Consider the following 15940-nt stretch of genomic DNA (forward strand, 5'->3'; position numbering starts at 1 on the left):
GATCAGACTTTCACGAACCAATGCTTGCGATACATGAGCCAGGCGATGGCGTACATGACCAGCACGAAGAGGAGGGCGTGCAGCAGCGAGGCGTTGACGGGCGCCAGCCCTGAGTCGCGCAGTGGCGCGTACAGCGTGCCGCCGAGACTGCGTCCGTCGGCGAGCTTGATCGTGTACAGCATCTTGGCCACCAGCCCCGACAGCGCGAACAGGAACAGCGCGTTCATGCCGAACACCACCAGCGGGTGCAGCAGCCGCGCCGCACGCGCGCGGGCCAGAGGCTGTGGCTTGGCGTCCAGCAGCCAGTAGAAGACCGCGAACACGAGGCAGGCCCAGCCGGCCATCGCGAACACGTAGGCGGGCGTCCACAGCGACTTGTTGATGGGCATCAGCCAGGCGTCCAGCACCTGGCCGAGCCACAGCGAAGCCAGGCCGGCGAGGACCCAGGACATGGTCTTCTCGGCCGGCTGGCGCTTGGAGGCCAGCACATAGCCAGCCAGCACGCCCAGCAACTGGGACGACACCGCCGGCAGCGTGGACAGCAGGCCCTCCGGATCCCAGGTCTTGGCCTGCCGCCACAGGTGGCCATCCATCAACAGGCGATCCAGCCACGCGCCGGCGTCCTTGCCGGGCTCCAGCAGGCCGACGTGAACGATGCCCTCCGCGTCGGGGACGGGCAGGCAGAGCTGCACGGCCGAGTAGATGGCCATCAGGCCCACGGCCCACAGCGCCACGCCGCGCGCGCCGCACCAGAGGACGATGGGCGCGGCCAGCAGCGTGCACAGGCCCAGGCGCTGCAGCACGCCGGGGATGCGTACCGTCTCGAAGTTGAAACTGGGGATGAGATTGAGCAGCAGGCCGATGCCGATGATGACGAGGGCGCGGCGCGCGGTGTTGAGCAGCAACTGCCCCTTGTCGGCCCCGCCCTGGGCGCGGCGCGCGAGGCTGATCGTCATCGCCATGCCGCTGATGAAGACGAAGAAGGGGAAGACCCAGTCAGTGAACGTCCAGCCGTGCCACTTAGCGTGCAGCAGCGGCGCGTAGACATTGCCCCAGTCGCCCGGGTTGTTGACGAGCAGCATGGCCGCGATGGCGAAGCCGCGGAAGGCGTCCAGGGACAGCAGCCGGTCTTTCATTCGGTCTTCTTTCCGAAGTCGTCCGGCACCTTGATGAGCGCCGCCATCACGAAGCTGGGCACTGTGGCCACCAGCACCCATCCAAAGAAGTACACATAGCCGACGTGGTCCTGCAGCCAGCCGCTCCACATGCCAGGAATCATCATGCCCAGGGCCATGAAGCCCGTACAGATCGCGTAGTGCGCGGTCTTTTGCGGCCCCTCGGCGACGTGGATCATGTACATCAGGTAGGCCGTGAAGCCCAGGCCGTAGCCGAACTGCTCGACGGCCAGTGCGGCGCTGATGACGGCAAGGCTGCTCGGGTGCGTCAGCGCCAGCAGCAAGAAGGCGACGTTGGGCACGTGCATGGCCAGCACCAGCGGCCACAGCGCACGCCTGAGTCCGATACGGGAGATGACCCAGCCGCCCGCCAGGCCGCCCAGCGTCAGCGCCGTCAGGCCTACCGTGCCGTAGGCGATGCCGACGGCCTTGGTGGAGAGTCCCAGGCCGCCCTGCTCGACGGGGTCCAGCAGGAAGGGGCTGGCGAGCTTGAGCAGTTGGGCCTCGGGGAAGCGGTAGAGAAGCAGGAAGCCGAGGATGACAGCAATGCCCGGCTTCTTGAAGAAGCTGGAGAAGACGGCGAAGAACTCCGCCACCAGACCCCGCGCCGCGCCGCCGCCCACGCCGCGCACGTCCGCCGCGGGACGAGGCAGCACGAAGCCGTGCCAGAGGGCCAACAGTACGAACAGGCCGCCCAGCAGCCAGAACACGGTGCTCCAGGCCTGCACGACGCTGCCGCTGCGCTCACTCAGTTCGCCGGCGAGGTAGACCAGGCCGCCCTGGCCACCGATGTTGGCCAGGCGGTAGAAGGTCGAGCGCACGCCGACGAAGGCGGCCTGGCTGTGCTGCGGCAGAGCCAGCATGTAGTAGCCGTCTGCCGCGATGTCGTGCGAGGCCGAGGCGAAGGCCATCAGCCAGAACACCGCCAGCGAGAGCTGGAAGACCTTCTCCGTGGGTATGGTCAGCGCCACGCCCGCCAGTGCCGCGCCAACGAAGAACTGCAGCACCGTGACCCAGCGCCGCTTGGTGCCGAACAGCTCGGCCAGCGGCGACCACAGCGGCTTGATGACCCAGGGCAGATAGAGCCAGCTCGTGTAGAGGGCGATGTCGGTGTTGGAGATCCCCAGGTTCTTGTACATGACGACCGACAAGGTCATCACGACGACATAGGGAATGCCCTGGGCGAAGTAGAGGCTGGGAATCCACGCCCAGGGGGAGCGCGTCATGCCGAAAGCGCCTTGCCGACGTTGCCGTCCGCGGCGTCGAGCAGCGCGCGCGCCGCGTCCACGCCCACACCGCGCTTGAGCATGACCAGTGCTGTCTTCACATGGTGGTCGCATTGCGCGAGGGCCGCCTGCGCATCCGCCTCGCTGGCGCCGGAGGCGCGCACCGTCAGTGCCAGCGCCCGTTTCACCAACTTGGCATTGGTGGCTTTCAGGTCCACCATCAGGTTGCCGTAGACCTTGTTGAGCCGCACCATCAGCGCCGACGAGAAGGTGTTCAGTGCGATCTTCTGGGAGGTCCCGGCCTTCAGCCTGGTGCTGCCAGAGATGACTTCGGCGCCGGTGTCCAGCACGATGCCGATTGCGGCCTGCTGCGTGACGGGCGCGCCAGGGTTGTTGGCGAAGCCGACGGTCAGCGCGCCGGCCGCACGTGCGGCTTCGATGGCGCCCAGCACGTAGGGCGTGCCGCCGGAGGCGGCCAGTGCCAGCAGCACGTCGTTCGGGCCAGGCTTGAGCGCGGCGATGTCGGCGGCGCCTTGTTCGCGGTCGTCCTCGGCGCCCTCCACGGCGACGAACATCGCGCTCTCACCGCCGGCCAGCACGGCTACGGCGCGCTCGCGCGGCCAGGAGAAGGTGGGGTAGAGCTCGACGCTGTCCAGCACGCCCAGCCGGCCGGAGGTGCCGGCCCCGGCATACAGCAGCCGGCCGCCGGCCCGGATGCGCGGCAGCGCGGCATCCACGGCCGCGGCCAGCAGCGGCGCCGCGGCCTTGACGGCGGCGACGGCGCCTGTCTGGTCGTCGATGAAGGCCTCCAGCAGCGCCGGCGTGGCGTAGGTATCCAGGTCGGGGTGGCGGGTGCTCGGGGTTTCGGTGTTCAGCATGGGAAAAAGGGCGCGATCAAGCCCGCGGACTCTAGCTCGCCGCCGGCCCCTGACGAATGCCACGCGCCATTGCAGCCATAACGGCAGGTAATCAGAATCTACGGGCCGGCTGTAAGGACTCGGCGAGTCGCTGCGACGCACGCTGGCAAGCCGGTCCCAGAAATATGGGGCCGACCTGTGGTGACCCGATCTCATCCATTTCCCTTCTGGAGACTTCCCATGAATGCATCCCTGAAGAACGGCCTGGGCATTGCCGCAGCCGCTGCAGCCCTGTTCGCCACCACCGCCATCCCCACGACCGCCTCGGCGGCCGACGGCATGGTCAAGTGCTCCGGCGTCAACGGCTGCAAGGGCACGTCGGAGTGCAAGACGGCCAAGAACGACTGCAAGGGCCACAACGGCTGCAAGGGCCAGGGGTGGGTCAGCAAGAAGAGCGCCGACGAGTGCACCAAGGCCGGTGGCAAGGTAGAGAAGTGATCCATCCCCGGGGCGCTTGACGCGCCTCCCCCGCAAGGGCATGCAGGGCGTGGCCCGGCAAAGCCGGGTCCACAGCTGCCGCCTGGTGGCGCGGGAGCCTGAGGCCCCGCGTCAAATCTCTCTGTCGACATGACCCGAATCCAAGGCTTTGGCCTGGGGCTGCGCGTGGAGCATTACGCCGCCTTCGAGGCCGGTGTGCATGCCGACCGGCGGCCGGACTGGCTGGAGATCATTTCCGAGAACTACCTGGTGCCCGGCGGGGCGCCGCTGGCGCACCTGGAGCGCATCCGGGCGGATTACCCGCTGGTCATGCACGGTGTGTCACTGTCCGTTGCCGGACCGGCGCCGCTGGACCTTGGTCATCTGCGCGAACTGCGGCGCCTCGCCGACCGCCTCGAGCCGGGCTGGGTGTCCGACCACCTCTGCTGGAGCGCCGACGCCCACAGCCAGTTGCACGACCTGCTGCCCGTGCCGCTGACACGCGCGGCGCTGGACCATGTGGCGGCACGCGTCGCGCAGGCGCAGGACCTGCTGCGCCGACCCCTGGTGCTGGAGAACGTGTCCAGCTACGTGCGCTTTGCGGCCGACGAGATGGCGGAATGGGATTTCGTCGCACAGCTGCTCCAACGCACTGGCGCGCAGATGCTTCTGGATGTGAACAACGTCTATGTGTCCGGCCGCAATCACGGCTTCGATCCCGTTGACTACCTGGACGCGCTGCCGGTCGGGCCGGTGCGCCAGATCCACCTGGCCGGCCACGAGGACCGCGGCGACATCGTCATCGACACCCACGACCATCCGGTGCGCGAGGAGGTCTGGGCGCTGTACCGGCATGCGGTGAGGCGCTTTGGCGCCGTGCCGACGATGATCGAGCGCGACGACCACATCCCGCCGCTCGACGACCTGCTCGCTGAATTGGCGGTGGCGCGCCGGCTGGCGGCCCGGGCATGAGCACGGTCCACCTCCAGCAGCGCCTGGCCGCTGCCATCCGTGACGGCGCCGACGCCGATGGCTTGCTGGCCGGCGACTTCGGGATCGGCCTGGCCGTCTACCGCCATGCCTACCTCGCCCGCCTCGTCGCTGCCCTGGTCGACAACTACACCGTGCTCGCCCGGGCAATGGGTGACGAGGCCTTCGACGCGCTGGGCCGCGCCTATCTCGCCGCGCAGCCCAGCCGGCAGCCGTCCATCCGCTGGTTCGGTCACGAGCTGGCCGGCTTCATGGCCACGGCCGGCGAAGCGCTGGTGCCCCACGCCAGCCTGGTCGATTTCGCCCGCATGGACTGGGCGCTGCGCGGCGCCTTTGATGCCACTGACGCGTCACCGCTCGAAGCCGTGGCGCTGGCTGCGCTGGACCCTGATGACTGGGCCGGACTGGTGTTACACCTGCAGTTCAGCGTGCGACGCGTGACGCTCGCCCACGCCATTGAGCCGGCCTGGCGGGCGTTACGCGAGTGGGATCCTGAATCGGGTTTGGCCCTGGCCGAGCTGCCCGAGCCCTTGCCGCATGTGCATGTGCTGCTGGCCTGGCGCCAGGGCCTGGAGACACGCTGGCGCTCGCTGGAGCCGTTGGAGGCCGCGCTGCTGGAGGGGGTAGACACGGGCCTGCCCTTCGCCCGCCTGTGCGAGCGCGCCGCCGAGGAGCTGGGCGATGCGCAAGCCGCTGCACCGGCGGTCGTGGCGTCCCTGCAGCGCTGGCTGGCCGACGGCCTGCTGCGCCAGCCCTGACCCGCCGCTCCATGGGGCCTTGCAGCTTGGCTATCCTGCGGTCCTCACCACCGAGGCTTGCCATGTCACGACGCCTGCTTACCGCCCTGTTCGCCGCCCTGCTCATTCCCACCGCTCAGGCCGCCCTCAGCGTCGGCGCGCCTGCGCCCGACTTCAGCGCCGACGCCGCCGTCGGCGGTCAGCCCTTCAAGTTCCGCCTCGCCGACGCGCTCAAGCAGGGCCCCGTGGTGCTGTACTTCTACCCCAAGGCCTTCACCAGTGGCTGCACCGTCGAGGCCCATCAGTTTGCCGAGGCCACAGACAAGTTCAAGGCCTTGGGCGCCACCGTCATCGGCATGTCCAATGACGACATCGAGACGCTGAAGAAGTTCAGCGTCGAGGCCTGTCGCAACAAGTTCGCCGTCGCCGCCGATGCAGGCGGCAAGGTGATCAAGGATTACGACGTGGCGCTGAAGATGTTGCCAGGCAGCATGGCCGACCGCGTCTCCTACCTGATCGCCCCCGACGGCAAGGTCGCTGCCGTGCATGCCAGCATGAACCCCGACGGCCACATCGACGCGATGCTGAAGGCCGCTCAGCAGCTGAAGAAGTGATCGCCGGCCTCGGCACGGCCGAGCTGCTGCCGGCCTATCGCGCGGGCACGCTGTCGCCCGTCGAGGTCATGGAGGCGGTGCTGGCTCAGGCCGAGCGGCGTGAGGGGGAACTGCATGCGTTGTGTCTCGTGGACGCCGTTGGCGCGCGGGCCGCGGCCCGCGCCAGCGAGGCCCGCTGGCGCGCCGGCACCGCGGGGGTATTGGATGGCGTGCCGGTCACGCTGAAGGAGAACATCGCACAGCCGGGCGTGGCCTACCGCCTGGGCACCGCTGCGACGGCCGCCACCGCCGCCGCCGACTTCGAGGCCCCGCCGGCCGCGCGGCTGCGCGAGGCCGGCGCCATTGCCTGGGCGCGCACCACCATGCCCGACTACGGCATGCTGAGTTCCGGCCTGTCCAGCCTCTATGCCGAGCCGGCACGCAATCCCTGGAACCTGCAGCTGACGCCCGGGGGATCCAGCGCCGGCGCCGCGGCCGCTGCCGCGGCCGGGTACGGTCCGCTGCATCTGGGCACCGACATCGGCGGCTCCATCCGCCTGCCGGCGGGGTGGTGCGGCCTGGTGGGGCTCAAGCCCAGCCACGGCCGGGTGCCCATCAAGCCGGGCTATGCCGGCCGCGTGGCCGGGCCCCTGACGCGCACCGTGGCTGACGCCGCACGGATGCTGGCCGTCCTGGCGCAGCCGGACGCGCGCGACCCGACCCAACTGCCGCCCGGCGCCTTCGCGCCGCGCGAGGTGGTGCTGCGCGGCCTGCGTCTGGGCCTGTTGATGGACGCCGGCTGGGGTGAAGCCGTGCAGCCTGAGGTGGCGGCCGCCATCACTGCCGCGGCGCGCACCTTCGAGCAGGCCGGCGCGGTCGTCGAGCCGCTGGGAGCCTTCACGACGCGCGAGATGGCCGACGGCATCGACCGGTTTTGGCGCATGCGCTCCTGGCTGGACATTTCGGCCCTTGCGCCCGAGCAGCGGGCCCGCGTGCTGCCGTACATCCTGGACTGGGTCGCGCCTGCGGCCGAGTACGACGGCGCCACCGTCTTTCGCGGCTACGGCCAGATGCAGGCGTTGCGTGAGGCGGCGAATGCGGCCTGCGAACCCTTCGACTTCGTGCTGTCGCCGGTGGCCCCCATGCCGGCCTATCCGGCCAATCTCGCCAGCCCGCTGCACGACCCGGCGCGGCCCTTCGAACACATCGCTTTCACGCTGCCTTTCAACATGAGCGAGCAGCCGGCGCTGGCGATCAACGCGGGCTACACCTCAACCGGTCTCCCCATCGGGCTTCAGATCATCGGCCGCCGCTTCGACGATGCCGGCGTCCTGGCGCTGGGCGCTGCCTGGGAGCAGCTGCGCCCGGTCCCGCGTCCCTGGCCTGCCTGAGGCTCACGGGCGCGGGGGCTCCTGCGTGGGCAGCCCGGCCGCGGCGAGGTCGGCATTGACCAGGGCCCAGGCGGATTCGAAGCTGTCGGCGCGGCGCACCGGCCGGCTGGCTCGCCAGATGTCCATCAGTGCCGGCAAGCGCTCGATGCCCGGGATGCCGGGGCGCACGAGGAAAACCGTAGAGAGGGAGACGATGCCGCGAGAGGCGAAGGTGTCGATGCTGGCGCGCAGTGCGCCCAGCGCGTCGGCATCCATCTGCAGGCTGCCGCGGATCTCAAGCAGATCGCCGAAGCGGCGGTCGGCCGGCAGGCGCTTGCCAGCCAGCGCGATGGCACGCCGGGTGGCGGCCATCAGCTCGGCGTCGAAGGGGCCTTCGGCGACGGACATCATCACGCGGCCGTACACGCCCACCCGAACTCGGCCGAAGCTGGGCTTGGGGCCGGCGCGGTGGGAATGAGGCAGGGCGGGACGAGCGCACATGATGTGAGACGATTTTGCACGCTCAGCGAAGGAGGTATGGCGATGTTGACCTTGTACGGCACCAAGGGCTCGGGTTCGGCGGCCATCGAGGCGGCGCTGGCGCGCGCCGGTCTGGCCTACACCGGCGTCGACGCGGCATCCTGGAACCCCGGCCCGGGGCGGGACGACCTGCTGCGCGTGAACCCGCTGGGCCAGATCCCGACGCTCGTTCTCGCCGATGGCACGGTGCTGACGGAAAGCGCGGCCATCCTCATCCATCTCGGCCTGACGGCGGCGCCCGGCGTGCTGCTGCCGGTCGATGCCGGTGCGCGAGCACGGGTGCTGCGCGGGCTGGTCTACATCGCGGCGAACTGCTACGCGGCCATCAGCGTCATCGACTATCCGGAGCGCTGGTGCGAGCCCTGCGATGACGCGACCAAGGGGCAGATCCGCGCCGGTACGCGCGTCCGGCTGCACGAGCACTGGCGGCTGTTTGCCGACCAGTTCGAGATCGGTTTCGACGCTGGCTCGCCTGGCGCATTGGAACTGCTGGCAACAGTCGTATCCAAATGGTCGGGTTCGCGGGCCATGCTGCAGGCCGAGCGGCCGAGCTTCCTCGCGCAACTGCTGCGCGTGGAGCAGCACCCTGAGGTGGCGGCCGTCTTCCAACGCCACTGGCCATGACATGAATCCCTCGCCCCGGCGTGCGGTCGGTTCCCGAGGAGAGGGGCGGCATCGCCTGATGCGCCGCTTTTCGCGAAATGGCCGGGTGGCACTGTGCCCGCGTCGGCGACTGGCACGCCGAGTGCGCACGCCAGGCAGGCCGACCTCCACGAGGCCGACGGTCGCGGCGATTCGCACCAACGATCAGTAAACCGGGTCGGGTAGCTTCTCCTTGGCCACCACGCGCTGCGTGGCCGCGCGCTCGAGCACGCGCTTCAGATAGGCGCCCAGCGCCGGGCGCGTTTTGGCCGGGTTGGCCTGCATGCGCGTCCAGCGACACAGCATGAAGGCCAGCGGATCGACGGCCGTGTATTGCTGGCCCATGAACCAGGGCCCGCCGTGGCGGGCCAGTTCAGCGTTCATCTGATCCAGCATGGGCGCGATCTGGGCCTCGGCCCGGGCCTTCACTTCGGCGGCGTCGGTGGCCATGCGATCCGGGTAGAAGTAGTGGATCAGCATGGCCTGCAGCGTGTTGGTGAGCCACACCATCCACTTGTAGTACTGCGCACGCTCGGGCGTGCAGGGCGCCGGCGCAAAGCCGGGGTGGCAGTCGGCCAGGTGCATCAAGATGGCGGCGGTCTCGTAGAGGACGAGGTCGCCGTCGACGAGGACGGGGATCAGCCCGTTCGGATTGAGCTTGAGATAGGCCGCCGATTTGTGCTCGTTGTTGGCACGGTCCACTTCGCGCAGCGTGTAGGGGATGCCCATCTCCTCGAGCAGCAGATGGGGGGCGAAGCTGGCGTTGCTGGGGTAGTAGTGCAGTTCAATCATGGCGGGACGGCGTGGCGACGGGTCAGGCGGCGAACTTTACGTTGCCGCAACGCCGCCGCAGTGCACCCGCGCGAGGCTGGGTGCGTTGGCAAACTCCCACGGCTTCACGGCTGAAAATCATGAAGACCTTGCTTCACCCCTGCGTCGCGGCCCTGCTGGTGCTGGGCGCCGCGATGGGCGCGCCCGCTGCCCACGCCGACGTGCGCGTCCGCGCCAACATCGGCATGGTGTTCGATGGGCGCTACCACCATGACCATTACTATCCCGCGCCCGGCTATGTGGCGCCGCGCGTGCCCTATGGCGCCGTGGGCGTCGGCGCCGGGCCGGGCCGCTACTGGTTCCATGGGGGTGTCTGGTATCGGCCCTATGGCTCCAGCTTCCGCGTTGTGCTGCCGCCCATCGGGCTCGTCATCCCGCTGCTGCCTCCGGCCTACGTGACACTGACGCTTGGCGGGCTGCCTTACTACTACGCCAATGGTGTGTACTACCAGTCGGTGCCGGACGGGTATGCCGTCGTCGCGCCACCGCCCGAGGCCGCCACGGCCCAGGTCATGCCCGCCCCGCCGCCACCCGCCCCCCGGGCCGACCCCATCATCTATCCGCGCAATGGCCAGTCGTCCGAGCAGCAGGAGAGCGACCGTCGCGACTGCAACCGCTGGGCCACCACCCAGCCCAATGCCCAGGCTGACGCCAGCGTCTTCAACCGCGCGGTCGAGGCTTGCATGGATGGGCGTGGCTACACGATGAAATGAAGCGCGCCTTGTCCGGCCGCAGACCCCCGACTAAACGGTGATGCCGGCGGCACGGGGCGCCAGCGCCGCTCACACGACGCAGCCGGCCTCGGGGCGGGCGCCCGCGGCGCGATAGCGCACGGACGTCATCTCGGCCAGGATGCTCAGCGCGATCTCCGGCGGCGTTCGTGCGCCGATGTCTAGGCCCACCGGGCCGTGCAGGCGGTCCAGCTGGGCCTCGGTCAGCCCGAAATGTTCGGCCAGCCGTGCCCGCCGCTTGGCCTGGTTGACGCGCGAGCCGATGGCGCCGACGTAGAAAGCGGCGCCCCGGAGTGCTTCCATCAGCGCGAGGTCGTCCAGCTTGGGGTCGTGGGTCAACGCGACGATGGCCGTGGCGCCGTCAGGCCGGAAGGCCGTGACGACGTCGTCCGGCATGTCGCGCGTCAGCGTCACGCCGGCTTGGTGGAAGCCGTCGGCGTACTCGGCGCGCGGGTCGCACACCGTCACGCCATAGCCCAGCGCCAGGGCCATCTGTGCCAGGTAGTCGGTCATCTGGCCGGCGCCGATGACCAGCAGCCGCCACTGCGGTCCATGGTGGCTGACGAGCAGGGTGTCCGTGAGCGTCAGCATGTCGGCGCCGGGGTCGGCGTCGGCCAGCGTGACGGCGCCGGTCGTCAGGTCCAGCCGGCGCTGCACGCGCTCACCGCGCTCAAGCCGTGCCAGCAGCGCGTCGACCGCCGAGTGCGGCGCCAGCGGCTCCAGCATCAGCTCCAGCGTGCCGCCGCAGGGCAGGCCGAAGCGCCGCGCCTCCTCGGCGCCGACGCCGTAGCGCAGCGGTGTCGGCCTGGCGAGCGTCAGGCTGCCGGCGCGGAGCTGGGCGACGAGGTCGTCCTCGATGCAGCCGCCGGACACGGAACCGGCGATCTGCCCATCGTCCCGCACGGCGACCAGCGAGCCCACCGGCCGCGGCGCCGATCCCCAGGTGCGCGTGATCGTGCCCAACACAACGCCGCGACCCTCGGCCCGCCAGCCGGCGGCCGTGCGCAACACGCCCAGGTCGAGGTTGTCCATGAATTGCCATCCCCAGCTTCGAGGTCTTGAACAGGACCTAAGGGTAATCGGCAATCACAAGCCCTTGAAGCGGGCCGAGCATCGGCCTCACAACCAGGAGACATGCATGAGCCACAGGATCCATCTCGTGGTCAACGGCCGCGCTGTCAGCAGGGAGGTCGATGCCGACCGCCTGCTGGTTCAGCTGCTGCGCGAAGACCTGGCCCTGACGGGCACCCACGTCGGCTGCGACACCGCGCAATGCGGAGCCTGCACCGTCCACCTGGACGGTCGCGCCGTGAAGGCCTGCAACCTGCTGGCCGTGCAGGCCGACGGAGGCCGCATCACGACCATCGAGGGGCTGGCGGCTCAGGACGGCACATTGCACCCCATGCAGGCCGCGTTCAAGGACTGTCATGGCCTGCAATGCGGCTACTGCACGCCCGGCATGGTGATGAGCGCCGTCGACCTCGTGCAGCACCACGACTGCTCCAGCGAGGCCGCCATTCGCGAGGGCCTGGAGGGGAATCTGTGCCGCTGCACGGGCTACCAGAACATCGTGCGCGCCGTGCAGGTGGGCGCGGCAGCGATGAAGGAGGTGTGACATGAATGCACCCGAGAAGGGCTTCATTGGCCAGAGCGTCAAGCGCCGCGAGGATGCGCGCTTCCTGACCGGCCGCGGCCAGTACACCGACGACATCGTGCTGCCGCGCCAGACCTACGGCGTCTTTGTGCGCAGCGCCTATGCGCATGCGCGGCTCCGCCGCGTGGACACGGCTGCTGCCGTCGCGGCTGACGGCGTGCTGGGCGTCTACACCGGCGAGCACTTCCGTGCCGTCGGTGGTCTGCCCTGCGGCTGGTTGATCACCAGCACGGACGGCACGCCCATGAAGGAGCCCAAGCACCCCATCCTTGCGGACGGCAAGGTGCGCTACGTGGGCGACGCGCTGGCGCTGGTGGTTGCCGAGACGCTGGCGCAGGCCAAGGCCGCGGCGGCGCTGGTGGACGTGGACTACGAGGAACTGCCGGCGGTCGCCGATACGGCCACCGCGGCGGGTCATGCCGGCACGGTGCACGACGAGGCACCGGACAACCGCAGCTACATCTGGGGCTGTGGTGACAAGTCGGCGACGGACGCCGCTTTCGGGAAGGCGGCGCACGTGACGACGCTGGCGTTCCGTAACAACCGCCTGATCCCCAACGCCATCGAGCCGCGCGCCGCCAATGCGAGCTACAACCCGGCGGACGACAACTACACGCTCTACGTCGCCAACCAGAACCCGCATGTTGAGCGGTTGTTGATGTGCGCCTTCGTGCTGGGCATTCCCGAGCACAAGCTGCGTGTCGTCGCGCCCGACGTCGGCGGCGGCTTCGGTTCAAAGATCTTTCTGTATGCCGAGGAAACGGCGCTGGTCTGGGCCAGCAAACAGCTGGGCCGCCCCATCAAGTGGACGGCCGAGCGCAGCGAGAGCTTCCTCAGTGATGCCCATGGCCGCGACCACGTGACGAGGGCCGAGCTGGCCATGGACAAGGAGGGCCACTTCCTGGCGATGCGCGTGCACACGACGGCCAATCTGGGCGCTTACTTGTCCACCTTCGCGTCCTGCGTGCCCACCATCCTGTACGCGACGCTGCTAGCCGGTCAGTACAAGACGCCCAGCATCTATGCCGAGGTCACCGGCGTGTTCACCAACACCGCGCCAGTGGACGCCTACCGCGGCGCGGGCCGGCCGGAGGCGACCTACGTGGTCGAGCGCCTCGTGGAAACGGCCGCGCACGAACTGGGCCTGGACCCGGCAGAGATCCGTCGTCGCAACTTCATCACCCAGTTCCCCTATGCGACGCCGGTGGGTTTGACCTACGACACCGGGGACTACGACGCGACGCTGACTCAGGTGCAGCAACTTGCCGACGTGGCAGGCTTCGCGGCGCGCAGGGCGGTCAGTGAGGCCAAGGGGCTCAAGCGTGGCATTGGCTACTCGACCTACATCGAGGCCTGCGGTCTGGCACCGTCCAACATCGCCGGTGCGTTGGGCGCACGCGCAGGCTTGTTCGAGGCCGGTGAGGTGCGCGTGCATCCCACAGGCAAGGTCACCGTCTTCACCGGCAGCCATTCGCATGGCCAGGGCCACGAAACCACGTTTGCGCAGATCGTCGCGGACCGGCTTGGCATCCCGTTGGAGGACGTGGACATCCAGCACGGCGACACCGGCAAGGTCCTGTTCGGCATGGGAACCTATGGCAGTCGTTCGCTGGCCGTGGGCGGCACGGCCATTCTCAAGGCGGTGGACAAAGTCATCGCCAAGGGGGCCAAGATCGCCGCCCACCTGCTGGAGGCCAGCGAGGGCGACATCGAGTTCAAGAACGGTGAGTACCGCATTGCCGGCACCGACCGCAGCATTCCTTTCGCTCAGGTCTCGCTGACGGCCTATGTGCCGCACAACTACCCGCTGGACAAGCTGGAGCCCGGTCTCAACGAGAACGCGTTCTACGATCCGACCAACTTCACCTACCCGGCCGGCAGCTATGTCTGTGAGGTGGAGGTGGACCCAGCCACCGGCATCGTGCGCGTGGACCGCTTCAGCGCGGTGGACGACTTCGGCAACATCGTCAACCCGATGATCGTCGAGGGCCAGGTGCATGGTGGCATCGCCCAGGGCATCGGACAGGCGCTGCTGGAGCACGGCGTCTATGACGCCGACTCGGGCCAATTGCTGTCCGGCAGCTACATGGACTACGCGATGCCGCGTGCCGACGACCTGCCCAGCTTCCAGGTGCAAACCGCGCCGGGCACGCCCTGCACACACAACCCGCTGGGCGTGAAGGGCTGCGGCGAGGCCGGCGCCATCGGTTCGCCGCCCGCCGTCATCAACGCGATCTGCAACGCCATCGGCGTCAAGGACCTGCCCATGCCGGCCACGCCCTGCGCGGTCTGGACGGCACTGCAATCGGCCCAGGCCTGAGGAGACTTCTGCGATGAACTATCAAGCCGCATCCTCCATCGCTGCCGCCCGCCTGGGCGCGGACGACAAGTTCCTGGCCGGCGGGCAGTCGTTGCTCGGCGCGATCAAGCTGGGCCTGGCAGCGCCTGAGGGCCTCGTCGACGTGCGTCGCCTGTCCGAGCTGCAGGGCATCGCCGTCGACGGCAAGACCGTGCGCATCGGCGCCGCGACGACTCATGCGGCCGTCGCCGCCTCCACCGACGTGCAGCGCGCCATTCCCGCGTTGGCCGATCTGGCCGGCCGCATTGGCGACCGCCAGGTGCGTAACGCCGGCACGCTGGGCGGCAGCCTCGCCAACAACGATCCCGCCGCCTGCTACCCCGCCGCAGTCCTGGGGCTGGGCGCCTGCGTCCACACCGCCAGTCGTCAGATCGCAGCCGACGACTTCTTCCAGGGCCTTTTCACGACGGCGCTGCAGGAGGGCGAGCTGATCACCGCGGTGAGCTTTCCCATCCCGAAAGCGGCGGCCTGGCAGAAGTTCAAGCAGCCGGCGTCGCGCTTCTCGCTGGTGGGCGTGTTTGTCGCGCGCTTCGACGCCGGCGTGCGCGTGGCCATCACCGGCGCCGGGCCGGGTGTGTTCCGCTGTGCGCCGCTGGAGCAGGCCCTGAGCCGCGACTGGAGTCCCGCGACGGCACGCGCCGTCAAGGTCGACGCCGAGGGGTTGAACAACGACCTGCACGGCACGGCGGCCTACCGCGCCGCGCTGATCCCGGAGCTGGCCGCGCGCGCGGTGGCGGCGGCCTGAGGCTCAACCCACAGGCCGTTCGCTGTCCTGGGCAGCGATCACCGCTTCGCGCCACAGCCGCGCGGGAATGAAGGTGCGCAGCTGCTCCATGGCCTTCTCGATCAGGGCGGGGTGCAGGCCGTGGTCCAGATGGGGCAGCAGGTCGGCCGTCACGTCGGCGCCCAGGTCCACCAGGGACTGCGCAGCGTCGACGACGTGGCGGTAGGGGAAGCGCTGGTCCTCCAACCCGTGAAGCAGGTGCACGCAGACGTCCTGCGGTGCTGCTTCGGGCCGTGACAGGTATCCGCCGGCAAAGGACAACACGCGGCCGACGAGCGCGGCTTCGGACTGGACGGCTTCCAGCGCCAGCAGTCCGCCGTCGCCGATGCCGGCCAGTGCCACGCGCTGCCAGGGCAGCTCCAGCTTGACGGCCTCCATGCGCAGGCGATCGATCAGGTGAGGCAGGGCTGCGTCCACGCCTTCTGCGCTGGGCTGCAGGCCAACCCACCAGCGGCAGCGGCCTTCGTCGTCGCGCAGGGGGGGATGGACAGTCAGCGTCGCGGCGTTGGGGTACTGGGCCTGCAGCGCAGCGGCCAGCGGTGCAAGCGTGTCGGGACCGTCGGGCGCGATGCCGCTGTCGGGCAGCAGCACGAACAGCAGGTCGGGGGCGGCGGCATCTGGCATGGAACTCATCGGCTTATTTTCGGCGCCCTGCAACCCTCGGAGGAATTGGTCTGAATGTTTTCTTTCTAGTAAGAAAGATTACAGGGGGACGAATATCGAATCCACCGGGCTTCTTGGCAGGCAGGCACTGAATTCGGATTCCGCGAAGGTTAATTTTTGCGTCGTTAAGTATGTCGGACGCCTAGGGCGGCACCGGCGGGCCCGCGTGCCCAGAGCGGCGGTCGTCCGTCGGCTTTGTTGGGGTTCTGCAACGGTCTGGGCTTCGAAGGGCGCAGAAGGCCTAAGAGAAGACCCTAGGTTCGGCCTGTTACTTCCGGGTAACCGAACCCTATCCCTAACATGAATGTTTG

At 69.1% G+C, this 15940-nt stretch carries 17 protein-coding genes; 10 read left to right on the forward strand and 7 right to left on the reverse strand.

What is annotated here, in order from left to right; translation table 11 throughout:
* Positions 1–2: 2 nt before the first annotated feature.
* The 3 genes from VGF12_RS19845 to VGF12_RS19855 are packed head-to-tail and all read right to left on the reverse strand — an operon-like array spanning position 3 to position 3279.
* Entirely contained in the window at positions 3–1136 is a 1134-nt protein-coding gene (locus tag VGF12_RS19845; RefSeq protein ID WP_331177779.1) for an acyltransferase family protein, read from the reverse strand.
* Entirely contained in the window at positions 1133–2401 is a 1269-nt protein-coding gene (locus VGF12_RS19850; protein WP_331177780.1) for an MFS transporter, read from the reverse strand. The genes VGF12_RS19845 and VGF12_RS19850 overlap by 4 nt, the downstream gene beginning before the upstream one ends.
* On the reverse strand, positions 2398–3279 hold the full coding sequence (locus VGF12_RS19855) for an N-acetylmuramic acid 6-phosphate etherase (protein ID WP_331177781.1): 882 nt from the start codon (positions 3277–3279) through the stop codon (positions 2398–2400). Before VGF12_RS19855 ends, VGF12_RS19850 begins: the two co-directional genes overlap by 4 nt.
* A gap of 219 nt (positions 3280–3498) precedes the next feature.
* On the opposite strand from VGF12_RS19855, the gene VGF12_RS19860 reads away from it, so the two are divergent.
* From VGF12_RS19860 to VGF12_RS19880, 5 genes are all read left to right on the forward strand, one after another.
* Entirely contained in the window at positions 3499–3756 is a 258-nt protein-coding gene (locus tag VGF12_RS19860; protein ID WP_331177782.1) for a hypothetical protein, read from the forward strand.
* A 129-nt stretch (positions 3757–3885) separates the two neighbouring features.
* The gene (locus VGF12_RS19865) at positions 3886–4707 is read left to right on the forward strand and encodes a DUF692 domain-containing protein (RefSeq protein ID WP_331177783.1); all 822 of its coding nucleotides are present in this window, start codon (positions 3886–3888) and stop codon (positions 4705–4707) included.
* The gene (locus VGF12_RS19870) at positions 4704–5483 is read left to right on the forward strand and encodes a DNA-binding domain-containing protein (RefSeq protein WP_331177784.1); all 780 of its coding nucleotides are present in this window, start codon (positions 4704–4706) and stop codon (positions 5481–5483) included. The genes VGF12_RS19865 and VGF12_RS19870 overlap by 4 nt, the downstream gene beginning before the upstream one ends.
* Positions 5484–5545: 62 nt before the next feature.
* Positions 5546–6076 (forward strand): peroxiredoxin, encoded by a 531-nt coding sequence (locus VGF12_RS19875; protein ID WP_331177785.1) that lies wholly within the window; start codon positions 5546–5548, stop codon positions 6074–6076.
* Positions 6076–7446, forward strand: a complete 1371-nt coding sequence (locus tag VGF12_RS19880; RefSeq protein ID WP_414710153.1) for an amidase — start codon at positions 6076–6078, stop codon at positions 7444–7446. The genes VGF12_RS19875 and VGF12_RS19880 overlap by 1 nt, the downstream gene beginning before the upstream one ends.
* A gap of 3 nt (positions 7447–7449) precedes the next feature.
* Here VGF12_RS19880 and VGF12_RS19885 read toward each other — a convergent pair whose 3' ends face one another.
* Positions 7450–7926 (reverse strand): hypothetical protein, encoded by a 477-nt coding sequence (locus VGF12_RS19885; protein ID WP_331177787.1) that lies wholly within the window; start codon positions 7924–7926, stop codon positions 7450–7452.
* A gap of 42 nt (positions 7927–7968) precedes the next feature.
* Here VGF12_RS19885 and VGF12_RS19890 point away from each other — a divergent pair, with 42 nt between their 5' ends.
* Positions 7969–8589, forward strand: a complete 621-nt coding sequence (locus VGF12_RS19890) for a glutathione S-transferase (protein ID WP_331177788.1) — start codon at positions 7969–7971, stop codon at positions 8587–8589.
* A 183-nt stretch (positions 8590–8772) separates the two neighbouring features.
* On the opposite strand, the gene VGF12_RS19895 is transcribed toward VGF12_RS19890, so the two are convergent.
* Complete coding sequence (locus VGF12_RS19895) at positions 8773–9399, reverse strand: glutathione S-transferase family protein (RefSeq protein ID WP_331177789.1); 627 nt, start codon at positions 9397–9399, stop codon at positions 8773–8775.
* A gap of 119 nt (positions 9400–9518) precedes the next feature.
* Here VGF12_RS19895 and VGF12_RS19900 point away from each other — a divergent pair, with 119 nt between their 5' ends.
* A complete protein-coding gene (locus tag VGF12_RS19900) occupies positions 9519–10151 on the forward strand; it encodes a DUF6515 family protein (protein ID WP_331177790.1) in 633 nt (210 codons plus the stop codon).
* 69 nt (positions 10152–10220) lie between these two features.
* Here the strand turns inward: VGF12_RS19900 and VGF12_RS19905 are convergent, their stop codons facing one another.
* Positions 10221–11201, reverse strand: a complete 981-nt coding sequence (locus tag VGF12_RS19905; RefSeq protein ID WP_331177791.1) for an XdhC family protein — start codon at positions 11199–11201, stop codon at positions 10221–10223.
* A 106-nt stretch (positions 11202–11307) separates the two neighbouring features.
* On the opposite strand from VGF12_RS19905, the gene VGF12_RS19910 reads away from it, so the two are divergent.
* Genes VGF12_RS19910 through VGF12_RS19920 form a run of 3 tightly spaced genes read left to right on the forward strand, consistent with a single transcriptional unit; the run spans position 11308 to position 14927 of the window.
* Positions 11308–11784, forward strand: coding sequence for a (2Fe-2S)-binding protein (locus VGF12_RS19910; RefSeq protein ID WP_331177792.1), 477 nt, complete (start codon positions 11308–11310; stop codon positions 11782–11784).
* 1 nt (position 11785) lies between these two features.
* Positions 11786–14143, forward strand: coding sequence for a xanthine dehydrogenase family protein molybdopterin-binding subunit (locus VGF12_RS19915; RefSeq protein ID WP_331177793.1), 2358 nt, complete (start codon positions 11786–11788; stop codon positions 14141–14143).
* Positions 14144–14156: 13 nt separating this feature from the next.
* Complete coding sequence (locus tag VGF12_RS19920) at positions 14157–14927, forward strand: FAD binding domain-containing protein (RefSeq protein WP_331177794.1); 771 nt, start codon at positions 14157–14159, stop codon at positions 14925–14927.
* A gap of 3 nt (positions 14928–14930) precedes the next feature.
* Here VGF12_RS19920 and VGF12_RS19925 read toward each other — a convergent pair whose 3' ends face one another.
* Positions 14931–15599 (reverse strand): esterase, encoded by a 669-nt coding sequence (locus tag VGF12_RS19925; RefSeq protein WP_331177795.1) that lies wholly within the window; start codon positions 15597–15599, stop codon positions 14931–14933.
* Positions 15600–15940 lie beyond the last annotated feature (341 nt).

The organism is Roseateles sp. (assembly GCF_036404855.1).
Lineage (GTDB): Bacteria > Pseudomonadota > Gammaproteobacteria > Burkholderiales > Burkholderiaceae_C > Pelomonas.

Excerpts from the sequence above, each read along its gene's own strand:
- VGF12_RS19845 (WP_331177779.1), bottom strand. The coding sequence starts at position 1,136 with ATGAAAGACCGGCTGCTGTCCCTGGACGCCTTCCGCGGCTTCGCCATC.
- VGF12_RS19890 (WP_331177788.1), top strand. The coding sequence starts at position 7,969 with ATGTTGACCTTGTACGGCACCAAGGGCTCGGGTTCGGCGGCCATCGAG.
- VGF12_RS19900 (WP_331177790.1), top strand. The coding sequence starts at position 9,519 with ATGAAGACCTTGCTTCACCCCTGCGTCGCGGCCCTGCTGGTGCTGGGC.
- VGF12_RS19855 (WP_331177781.1), bottom strand. The coding sequence starts at position 3,279 with ATGCTGAACACCGAAACCCCGAGCACCCGCCACCCCGACCTGGATACC.
- VGF12_RS19850 (WP_331177780.1), bottom strand. The coding sequence starts at position 2,401 with ATGACGCGCTCCCCCTGGGCGTGGATTCCCAGCCTCTACTTCGCCCAG.
- VGF12_RS19885 (WP_331177787.1), bottom strand. The coding sequence starts at position 7,926 with ATGTGCGCTCGTCCCGCCCTGCCTCATTCCCACCGCGCCGGCCCCAAG.
- VGF12_RS19920 (WP_331177794.1), top strand. The coding sequence starts at position 14,157 with ATGAACTATCAAGCCGCATCCTCCATCGCTGCCGCCCGCCTGGGCGCG.
- VGF12_RS19910 (WP_331177792.1), top strand. The coding sequence starts at position 11,308 with ATGAGCCACAGGATCCATCTCGTGGTCAACGGCCGCGCTGTCAGCAGG.
- VGF12_RS19915 (WP_331177793.1), top strand. The coding sequence starts at position 11,786 with ATGAATGCACCCGAGAAGGGCTTCATTGGCCAGAGCGTCAAGCGCCGC.
- VGF12_RS19860 (WP_331177782.1), top strand. The coding sequence starts at position 3,499 with ATGAATGCATCCCTGAAGAACGGCCTGGGCATTGCCGCAGCCGCTGCA.
- VGF12_RS19875 (WP_331177785.1), top strand. The coding sequence starts at position 5,546 with ATGTCACGACGCCTGCTTACCGCCCTGTTCGCCGCCCTGCTCATTCCC.
- VGF12_RS19905 (WP_331177791.1), bottom strand. The coding sequence starts at position 11,201 with ATGGACAACCTCGACCTGGGCGTGTTGCGCACGGCCGCCGGCTGGCGG.
- VGF12_RS19870 (WP_331177784.1), top strand. The coding sequence starts at position 4,704 with ATGAGCACGGTCCACCTCCAGCAGCGCCTGGCCGCTGCCATCCGTGAC.
- VGF12_RS19865 (WP_331177783.1), top strand. The coding sequence starts at position 3,886 with ATGACCCGAATCCAAGGCTTTGGCCTGGGGCTGCGCGTGGAGCATTAC.
- VGF12_RS19925 (WP_331177795.1), bottom strand. The coding sequence starts at position 15,599 with ATGAGTTCCATGCCAGATGCCGCCGCCCCCGACCTGCTGTTCGTGCTG.
- VGF12_RS19895 (WP_331177789.1), bottom strand. The coding sequence starts at position 9,399 with ATGATTGAACTGCACTACTACCCCAGCAACGCCAGCTTCGCCCCCCAT.